The sequence below is a fragment of the Vreelandella gomseomensis genome, assembly GCF_031451645.1.
GTDB lineage: Bacteria > Pseudomonadota > Gammaproteobacteria > Pseudomonadales > Halomonadaceae > Vreelandella > Vreelandella gomseomensis.
Map to the genome: position 1 here is coordinate 247742 of NZ_JARWAI010000001.1, position 9659 is coordinate 257400.

Consider the following 9659-nt stretch of genomic DNA (forward strand, 5'->3'; position numbering starts at 1 on the left):
TTAACCAAAAGCGCCATGATAGCGGCGCGGCACCCGAGGCAACACCCCCGTCAGCAGGGTGTAGCTGATGGTGTCGCAGCCGCGGGCCACCTCGTCGACCGACAGCACCGCGCCATTGGCGGCGCACCCCCACAGCACCACCTCACTGCCGATGGTCGCATCAGCCACGTCACTCACATCCACCGTGAGCATATCCATGGACACCTTGCCCGCCAGCGGACAGCGCTGCCCGTTCACCAGTACCGGGGTGCCGTCCTGCGCGTGGCGGTCGTAGCCGTCGCCGTAGCCCGCCGCAACCACCGCGATTCTTGAGCGACGCGGTGCCCGCCAGCGGCCGCCATAGCCCACCGGCTCACCGGCCTCTACATCGCGCAGGGCGATGATCTCGGATCGCAGCGTCATGACCGGGCGCAACGTGTCAGCAGCCGTTGTGGTGGTTTCCAGCGGATTGCTGCCGTAGAGCATGATGCCCGGCCGGTTCCAGGCGCCGTGAGCCACCGGCCAGGCCAGGGTGGCGGGGGAGTTGGCCAGGCATAGCGGTGCGTCCAGGCGATCGCCAAGCGCCTGCAAGCATTCCATCTGCTGGTGGAAATAGCGGCTCTCCGCTGCGTCGGCGGTGGCAAAGTGGCTCATCAGGTGCAGCGCGGTGGCCTGGGGCGCCTCGCTGAGCCGCTGCCAGACGGCGCTGACGGTGTCGGGAGCAAATCCCAGGCGATGCATGCCCGAATCGACCTTGACCCAGACGGGAATCGGCGCGCGCGGCGAGAAAGCCAGCAGCGCGTCTACCTGCCAGGCGCTGTGCACCGCCATCCACAGCCGATGCTGATCGACCTGCGCCAACTCATCCGCGTTGAAGATACCCTCCAGTAAGACAATCGGCACGGTGATGCCGCCTTCACGCAGCGCCAGGGCTTCGTCCAGGCTGGCGACGGCGAATGCCGACGCATCGGCTGCCAGGGCCCGGGCACAGTCGAGCGCGCCGTGCCCGTAGGCGTCGGCCTTGATGACCGCCACTGAATGGCTGTGTGGCGCGCACTGACACGCCAGCCGATAGTTATGACGCAACGCGTCCAGATCGATATGGGCCACCAGCGGGCGCATGAGGGTGTCTCGCTTGTTGCTGAACGGTCAGGTTGGAGGCTATGCCCGATTATGCCCAATAAAGTCACCGGGCGCTTGGCCCGGTGACTGCTGGGTACCACAATGGTGAACGAGCGCTCGCTAGCTCTCGAAGATCGACGACAGCGACAGGCCCTGCTTCTCGAGGGATCGGCGCAGTTTCTTGAGCGCTTCCACCTGGATCTGACGAACGCGCTCGCGGGTAAGGCCAATCTCGGCGCCGACTTCCTCCAGGGTGGCCGCCTCGTGGCCGCGCAACCCGAAACGGCGCACCACCACTTCGCGCTGCTTCTCATTGAGCTCGTCGAGCCAGTAATCGACGTGCTCCTTGACGTCACCGTCGACCAGGCTCGCCTCGGGGCCGTGGTCATCATCGTCGCTGAGCGTATCGATAAGCGGCTTGTCGCTTTCGCCGCCCATCGGATAGTCGACCGATGAGACACGCTCGTTGAGCCCGAGCATCTTTTTCACCGTTTCTACCGGCTTGTCGAGGTGGTCGGCGATTTCCTCGGCCGTGGCCTCGTGATCCAGCTTCTGGGTCAGCTCGCGGGCCGCGCGCAGATAGATGTTGAGCTCCTTGACCACGTGGATGGGCAGTCGAATGGTGCGCGTCTGGTTCATCAGCGCCCGTTCGATGGTTTGCCTAATCCACCAGGTGGCATAGGTCGAGAAGCGGAACCCCCGCTCGGGATCAAACTTCTCAACGGCGCGAATCAGACCGAGATTGCCCTCCTCGATCAGATCCAGCAGGGTCAGCCCGCGGTTCAGGTAGCGGCGGGCAATCTTGACCACCAGACGCAGGTTGGACTCGATCATCCGCGAGCGCCCGAGGGGATCACCCTTGCGCGCCAGCCGGCCGTAATATACTTCCTCTTCGGGCGTCAGCAGCGGCGAAAAGCCGATTTCGTTGAGGTAGATCTGCGTGGCATCAAGGCTTTGATGCTGCTGACGGTCCTCGCGTCCTAACGCCTTCTCAAAAGCGTCTTCGGCGGCGGCCACCTCCTCGCCGCCGTCAAGCGCCTCTTCCACTGCGTTGAGGTCTACTTCCTGTAGATCTTTTTCCAGCATACTCATGCGTCTTACCCCCGTTATATCGCCTATCCGCCCGTTAAAAAATCCGGAACGAGACACCCAGGTCCGATTCCCATCGTTATTATTATCTAAAGCGTTGACGCCGTTACCTATCGCAATGGTCTGGGTAACGGACATTACACATGGCTGATATCGGTTAGCGTGACGGCAGAAACTCCAGGGGATCTTGCGGCTGGCCTTCCCGGCGAACCTCGAAATGCAGTCTCACGTCTTCCGCGTCACTATCGCCCATGGCGGCAATCACTTCACCGGCTTCCACAACGTCGTTCTCGCTGACATTCAGGCTGTCGTTATGCGCGTACGCGCTGAGAAATTGATCGTTGTGCTTGAGCAGAATGAGGTTACCGTAACCACGTACGCCGCTGCCTGCATATACCACGATGCCAGGGCCGGCCGCTCTTACAGGTTGCCCCTTTTCACCCGCGATATCAATCCCGGCGGTGATGCTGTCGCCCTGGCCGAACTCGCCTACCACATCACCGTCGCTGGGCCACTGCCAGTCAATCGTCTCGGCGGGCGTATAGGTTCGCTCTTCGCGTTCGGAGGACGAGTCCTCGCTCGCAGCAGCGGTTTGCTCGGCGGACTCGGGTGCCGACTCGGTATCCGCCTGCACCTGCTCGGTCTGACGGGGTTCGCTTTCCGGCTCGGGCTCAGATTCTGGCGCGTTTTCGGCAGCCACGACGTCCTCACGCGGTGCCTCGGTCGCGGCGTCATCTGCCGCATCAACGGCCTCGCGCTCGGCGCTGAGTCGTTGATTACGCTCGATGGCGGACTCATCAGGCAACAGCCAGTCCATCTGCTGGCCGTCGCTGGACGCCGACGCATCGGGGGCCAGGCCTCGGGCCACGGCGCCGCTCGAGCCCGACGCGGCCGAAGCGCTCGCCGACGACATCTCCGCCCCCTCGCGCAGGGCAATCGTCTGCCCGGGATAGATACGATACGGGGGATCAATGTCATTGATCGCCGCCAGGTCACGGTAATCGAGATTATGTTGCCAGGCGATGCCGTACAGCGTGTCGCCTTCTTTCACCTGGTACTCGGGGGAGCGCTCCACCGCGTTACTGGCATCGCTCAGATCGCGCACCAAGGGGCCGCCCCCCTGCTGATTGGCACAGCCGGCCACGGCCAGCGCCAGTGCGGACATCATTACTATCTTACGCATGCAAAGCCTACTCCTTCTCAACGGCGGAGGCGGTCTGGGGTGACGTTGGCGTCGTGCGCGCAAGCCCACGCCGGTGCAACATGACAACCAGTAACGCGCCAAACGCCATCAACGCGATCACACCGATTAACTGTGCGGATTCACCCGTCAATTGTGCATAGTCACCGGGCAATAAATAGCGATAGTCCAGCGGAATCATTTCACCTTCGCCACCCAACTGGTAGCGTAACAGCTCACGCCACGGCCAGAGCACGGGCAGTGAACCGATAATAAAACCTAACAATAATTGGAGCGTTGAACCACGGTGATGTGTAAGCAACCACGACAGCAACCGTGAAAACAGCGCCAGGCCGATCAGGCACCCCCCGCCGAACAACGCCATGGTGGTCACATCAAGGCCACGAACCGCTTCCATTACCGTACTGTAAAGCCCCATGGTCAACAGTAAAAAACTGCCTGATACGCCCGGCAGCAGCATGGCGCTGATGGCAATGCTCCCGGCCACTACCAATATCAGTGATTCATTACCCAATGTTGACACCAGCGGCATCAAGCCAGGCAACCATTGGGCCAACAACAAGCCGACGCCCAGCGGGAATAGGTAGCGCAACTTGAAGCGGGTGCCCGAGTCGCTCACGACAATCGCCGAGGCGGCGACCAGCCCGAAAAAGAAGCCATCCAGTAACAGCGGGTGCGCTTCCATCAGCCAGAGCGCCAGATGCGCCACGCTGAAGAGGCTGACCACGATGCCAGCGAAAAGCGGCACCAGAAACGCCAGGTTAAGGTGCTCGACAAGCCCGCTCCATCCCCCCTGGCGCCAGGCACCAAAAGCGCCGGGGCCAAACTGCTTGATGGTCAGGATCAGCTCTTCGTAGATGCCGCTGATAAAGGCAATGGTTCCCCCGGACACGCCCGGCACGGCGTCGGCGGCGCCCATCCCGGCACCGGTTAATAACAATCGTACGGGTTGACGCTTCAATCGACCACTCCTTGCAATAGGGGGACAAACCGCACCGGCTCCAGGCGGCGTTTCTCAAACGCATTGCCGATGCGCTTTATCTGGGTGAGCCACTGGCTGCCGTCGGGCGACTCGAGCGGCGCAATCAGGACGCCGTCGGGGCTCAACTGTTCGAGCAGCGCCTCGGGCAGCGTTTGCGCGCAGGCGGTGAGCAGAATGACGTCGAAAGGTGCCGCGCCGGGCCAGCCTTCGCCACCGTCGGCAACGGCCAGCGAGGCCCGCGCGCCCAGGCGGCTCAGGCGAAAAGCTGCACGCCGATGCAGCGCCTCGATCCGCTCGAGAGAAAACAGCCTGTCCACCAGCCGCGCCAGAATAAGCGTCTGATACCCGGAGCCGGTGCCAAGTTCCAATACCCGACGAGGTTCAGCGCGCAGTACCAGCTCGGTCATGCGGGCCACGATGAGCGGCTGGGACAGAGTCTGACCAAAGCCGATGGGTAAGGCGGTATCTTCGTAGGCGCGATGGGCCAACGCTTCATCCACGAACAGATGACGCGGCTCACCGGCCATGACCTCCAGCACCCGTGCATCGCGAATCCCTTGCTGCATCAGGCGCTTGACCATGCGATCCCGGGTACGCTGCGAGGTCATTCCCGTACCGCGCAGCTCCTCCGGCGACAGTTCAGGCAAACGCATCCAACCAGTCTCGAACGTCGTTGAGCGCCTGATGGCGCGTTAAATCGGTCTGCAGCGGAGTAATCGACACATAGCCGGCTTCCACCGCAGCAAAGTCGGTATCATCACCGTCGTCAGCGTTGGCCGAGACCGGGGCAATCCAGTAGCGGGTGCGTCCGCGCGGGTCCTTGACGGCCAACGGCTGCTCCGCCGGGCCGCGATAGCCAAGCCGGGTCACCTTGACGCCCTTGACTTCATCCCAGGGAAGGTCGGGCACGTTGACGTTGAGCAGCGTACGCGGCGGCAGCGACAGCTGATCCACGGCGCCGACGAGGCTCGCGGCCACATGGCCGGCAGTGGCAAAGTGATGCTGGCCGCATAGCGACATGGCAATCGCCGACATGCCCAGGTTACGGCCTTCCATGGCGGCGGCGACGGTGCCCGAATAGAGCACGTCATCACCCAGGTTGCCGCCATGGTTGATGCCGGAAATCACCAGGTCGGGCTTTTCGTCCCATACGCCGTTGACGCCCAGGTAGACGCAGTCCGCAGGCGTGCCATCCACGCTGTAGAAACCGCTCTCCAGAGCCGTCATTGCCAGCGGGCGCGACAGCGTCAGCGAGTTGCTCGCCCCGCTACGGTCGCGATCCGGCGCCACCACTCGCAAGTTGGCATGCTGGGTGAGCGCATCGTAAAGCGCCTTGAGTCCCGGCGCATGAACACCATCGTCGTTGGATAGCAGCAAACGCCGCATGGAAGTCTCCTTAATGGATTGCGTCCGCGCCGACGCGTTCGCCACCCGAGTCAGCGGTGGTCAGCAGCTCGCTGACCACCGCCGTGGCGAAGCTGCCGCGCGGCAGGCCGAATGAGAGTACCACGCCCTGCGCGTCCCGGGTCAGCGACGGCTCGCTCAGGCACATGCGCAATGCCCGCTGGCTGCGCTTGACGCCGCTGTGCAGCAGGCCCTCGCAGAGGGCCGGATAACGGCTGTGCAGCGCGGCCTCGAACTCGCCCGCCGCCTGCTGACTGGTGCGACCGACGCCCCACAGCGGGCCGGTCGGATGCAGATCGAGCGCGGCGGCGCGAGCGCGCAGCGTGTCGTCCACCTGGTCGACGCTGAACACGCTATGGGTGCCCTCGAGCATCAGCGTATCGCCGTCAAGGGGCTGATGCCATTGATTTTGCTTGACCCTGTCGCTGAGCAGCTCGTTGAACAGAAAGCTGCGCGCCGTGGACAACAGGATGCCGTGGCGATCATCGCGCTTGCGCCAGCCGCGCGCCAGCAGCGCTTCGGCACGCTGCAGGTTCCGCCCCGACGGCCCGAAGCGCTGTGGCCCCACGTAGTTGGGCACCCCCGCTTGGCAGAGCGCCTGCCAGCGCGTCTCAAAGTCATCGGCGGCCACCGCCTCGCCGCCGAGCCGCAGCTGAAAACGGTTAAAGCGATGCACGCCGCGCTTCAGCTTTCGCGGGTGGCGGGCATGCGCCAGTACCTTCACGCCGCCCTCGGCGAGGCCCCTCATCAGGCCCTCGGGGGCTTCCTTGCCCGGCAGGTGTACGCTCAGCCACTGGCGGGTCACGGCGATGCGGTCCTTCATCCCCGAATAGCCCACGTCGCGGGGCGACACGCCGCAGCGCTGGCTGAGCAGTTTGACGACCTCGAGGGTTGTCAGGTTGCGCTTTTCAATGTTCAGCCAAAGGTGTTCGCCGTGGCCTTCCGGGGCAAAATCCAGCGCCTCGTCGACCAGGAAGTCGTCGGGCGTGAGACGAAAATGACCGGGCCTGGGCGGCCCCAGGTCGGCATCCAGGCCGCGCTGCCAGTGGGGAAGCTCAAGCATGGGGCGCCTCGAGCGAGCCAAGCAATACAACGGCCTCGGCGGCAATGCCCTCTCCGCGACCGGTGAAACCGAGCCGTTCCGTGGTGGTCGCCTTGACGTTCACCTGGCCTGTTGACAGCGCCAGATCCGCCGCGATGGCCTCGCGCATGGCGCCCACAAAGGGCGCCAGCTTGGGCACCTGGGCCATGACCGTCGCGTCGATATTGACGACGGTATACCCTTCCCCTCGCACCAACGCCATCACCTGACGCAGGAGGTCACGGCTATCCGCGCCCTTCCAGGCCGGGTCGGTGTCGGGGAAGTGATGGCCGATATCCCCCAGCGCGCAGGCCCCCAGCAGTGCATCGCTTACCGCGTGGAGCAGCACATCGCCGTCGGAGTGGGCAACGAATCCTTGTTCAAACGCTACCTTGACCCCGCCAAGCATCAGGTGGTCGCCGGGGCCAAACCGATGTACGTCAAATCCGTGGCCAATTCGCATTACAGGCTCCTTTCGAGGGTATCCCGCTGGGCAGTGAGAATCGCGGCCGCCAGCGCCAGGTCATCAGGGTGGGTCACTTTCAGGTTATCGCGCCGGCCGGGCACCAGTTTTGGGGCTTCGCCAAGTGCTTCCACCGCTGAGGCCTCGTCAGTCAGCAATGTCCCGCGCCTACGCGCCTCATCCAGCGCCTGATAAAGCTGACGATAGCGGAAGCCCTGGGGGGTCAGCGCATGCCATAGGGCTTCCCGGGGCTCGGTATGCAGGCTGGTACCGGCGGCACTGGCACGCTTCATGGTATCCGCCACCGGCATCGCCAGCAGCGCGCCCGAGGCGTGTTGCTGCGTCGCCTGATGGAGCGCCAGCAGGTCGTCGCAGGTGACGCAGGGTCTCGCGACATCGTGAACCAGCACCAGGTCGTCGTCGCCCGCGTCGATGGCACCGAGCGCATTGAACACGCTCTCCATGCGTTCAGCGCCGCCCGTCACGCGCTGCCAGTCGGTAAACGGCACCCACTCGGGTGAGAACCAACGGTCATCGTCATCCAGGCAGAGCACCAGCCGCGCATCGGGGAAGGCACTGTGTAAGCGGGCAAGCGTGTGCGCAAGAATCGGGCGGTCCAGCAGCGACAGGTACTGCTTGGGCCTGTCCGCTGCCATGCGGCGCCCCTGCCCAGCGGCGGGCACGACCAGCCATAAGCGGTTATTCATCGGCCGACTCCGGCGAGGTCACCATGCGAGCGTTGATGCCGATTAGCGCGTGCTCGATAGCCACGCCCGGCACCCAGAAGAACTGCTCGTCGGTACGCACCATGCCCATATCGCTGCGCGCACGCTCTTCGATCGCATTAAGGCCGTTTTTCAGGTCGGTCACTTCAGCCGCCATCCGGGCGTTGCGCTCGCGCAGGGGCACGTTATGAGCTTCCTGTGCAGCGACGCGCTGCTCAAGCTGCTGGAGGTCGCGCCAGCCGCCCTCGCCCAGCCACAGCTGGTATTGCAGTACGCCCAACACCAGCAGCAGCGCGAGTAATAGCCATCTGCGCATGACCGCTCTCCTTTCCTTGACAATTGCCTGGGCTTTTTCAAAAAACCGATGCGCCTAAAGTGGCGCGCATTATGCCATCATGCCGCCCACCCAGCGAGTGGCTTTCATTTATACGGCAAGGCGCTGGAGGCGGCCTCACGATAGGCCGCCACCTGACGCCCCTCATCCTGGCAAAAGGTCGCCACCGCATTGGCCAGGCCCGGATGAGCAAGGTAGTGCAGGGAGCGTACGCGCTGCGGCGCAAACCCGCGCAGCAGCTTGTGCTCGCCCTGAGTGCCGGGGTCAAACAGCGTCAGTCCCTGCGCGAGGCACACCTCTATGCCCTGGTAATAGCACGCCTCAAAATGCAGGCAGTCGGCCATGACCTCGCTACCCCAGTAGCGCCCGTAAAGCGTACGGGTACCCTTAAAATACAGCGCCGCCGCCACCGGTCGCCCGTCGAGATGCGCCTGGACGAGCAGCAGCGAGTCGGGCATGTCGCGGTAGAGGCGCTCAAAAAAGTCCTTGTTCAGATAGGGCGGCCGACCGCGCTCCTGATAGGTAATCGCGTAGCAGCGGTAGAAATGCGCAAGGGCGTCGGGGGTGATCTGCTCGCCGGACAAGCGCACCATGTCAAGGCCCTGTTCGGCGACCAGGCGGCGCTCGCGCTTGATCATCTTGCGACGCTTGGAGGTCAGCGCGGCAAGAAAGCCGTCGAAATCACCGAAGCCTGTATCACGCCACTGAAATTGTACGCCCTCTCGGCTGATCAGCGCCGGGCATTGCGCCTGCCACGCCTCGACCTCGGGCGTCTCGGCAAACAGCAGATGCCAGCTCGACAACCCCTGGCGCTGGCACTGCGCTTGCCAGCCCTCGGCCAGCGCGGCGTAAATCGCTTGCGTATCGTTGCCCGGCCCCACCAGCGCGCGCGAGCCGGGCACCGGGGTAAACGGTATCGCGCTGAGCGCCTTGGGATAATAGTCGCCCCCGGCGCGCTCAAAGGCATCGGCCCACCCCCAGTCAAACACATACTCGCCGTAGGAATGAGACTTTTCATAGAGGGGCATGGCGCCGACCAGCTGCGCGCCTTGCCATACGGTCAGATGGCACGGCTGCCAGCCAGTCGCCGGGCTAACCGACCCGCTCGCCTCCAGCGCATGAAGAAAAGCGTGACGCAAAAAAGGCTGGTCCGGATCCACCAGCGCGTCCCACTGGCTGGCCGATACGGCCTCCATGGTGGATATCACCGCCACCGATAGCGAAGCTGGCATGGCATCTCCCGTACATTGGGTTAATTGAACGACTCTACACTATGCTG

At 63.7% G+C, this 9659-nt stretch carries 11 protein-coding genes; all 11 read right to left on the reverse strand.

The features are described 5' to 3' along the window. The gene (gene alr, locus QC815_RS01020; RefSeq protein ID WP_230446072.1) at positions 1-1101 is read right to left on the reverse strand and encodes an alanine racemase; all 1101 of its coding nucleotides are present in this window, start codon (positions 1099-1101) and stop codon (positions 1-3) included. 120 nt (positions 1102-1221) lie between these two features. Next, a complete protein-coding gene (gene rpoS, locus QC815_RS01025; RefSeq protein WP_230446071.1) occupies positions 1222-2193 on the reverse strand; it encodes an RNA polymerase sigma factor RpoS in 972 nt (323 codons plus the stop codon). 154 nt (positions 2194-2347) lie between these two features. Further along, positions 2348-3373 (reverse strand): peptidoglycan DD-metalloendopeptidase family protein, encoded by a 1026-nt coding sequence (locus tag QC815_RS01030; RefSeq protein WP_230446070.1) that lies wholly within the window; start codon positions 3371-3373, stop codon positions 2348-2350. Positions 3374-3380: 7 nt separating this feature from the next. Further along, positions 3381-4352 carry a DUF368 domain-containing protein gene (locus QC815_RS01035; RefSeq protein WP_309766478.1) on the reverse strand — a complete coding sequence of 324 codons (972 nt, stop codon included), beginning with the start codon at positions 4350-4352 and terminating at the stop codon, positions 3381-3383. After that, positions 4349-5026 (reverse strand): protein-L-isoaspartate(D-aspartate) O-methyltransferase, encoded by a 678-nt coding sequence (locus tag QC815_RS01040; RefSeq protein ID WP_230446068.1) that lies wholly within the window; start codon positions 5024-5026, stop codon positions 4349-4351. The genes QC815_RS01035 and QC815_RS01040 overlap by 4 nt, the downstream gene beginning before the upstream one ends. Next, positions 5013-5759: a 5'/3'-nucleotidase SurE gene (gene surE / locus QC815_RS01045; protein ID WP_230446067.1), complete on the reverse strand. Its 747-nt coding sequence runs from the start codon at positions 5757-5759 to the stop codon at positions 5013-5015. The genes QC815_RS01040 and surE overlap by 14 nt, the downstream gene beginning before the upstream one ends. Before the next feature lie 10 nt (positions 5760-5769). Further along, positions 5770-6840: a tRNA pseudouridine(13) synthase TruD gene (truD, locus tag QC815_RS01050; protein ID WP_309766480.1), complete on the reverse strand. Its 1071-nt coding sequence runs from the start codon at positions 6838-6840 to the stop codon at positions 5770-5772. After that, the gene (gene ispF / locus QC815_RS01055; RefSeq protein WP_230446065.1) at positions 6833-7321 is read right to left on the reverse strand and encodes a 2-C-methyl-D-erythritol 2,4-cyclodiphosphate synthase; all 489 of its coding nucleotides are present in this window, start codon (positions 7319-7321) and stop codon (positions 6833-6835) included. The genes truD and ispF overlap by 8 nt, the downstream gene beginning before the upstream one ends. Then, entirely contained in the window at positions 7321-8028 is a 708-nt protein-coding gene (gene ispD / locus QC815_RS01060; protein WP_309766482.1) for a 2-C-methyl-D-erythritol 4-phosphate cytidylyltransferase, read from the reverse strand. The genes ispF and ispD overlap by 1 nt, the downstream gene beginning before the upstream one ends. Further along, positions 8021-8362 (reverse strand): cell division protein FtsB, encoded by a 342-nt coding sequence (gene ftsB / locus QC815_RS01065; RefSeq protein WP_230446063.1) that lies wholly within the window; start codon positions 8360-8362, stop codon positions 8021-8023. The genes ispD and ftsB overlap by 8 nt, the downstream gene beginning before the upstream one ends. Positions 8363-8466: 104 nt before the next feature. Further along, complete coding sequence (locus QC815_RS01070) at positions 8467-9612, reverse strand: GNAT family N-acetyltransferase (RefSeq protein WP_230446062.1); 1146 nt, start codon at positions 9610-9612, stop codon at positions 8467-8469. Between the last annotated feature and the right edge of the window lie 47 nt (positions 9613-9659).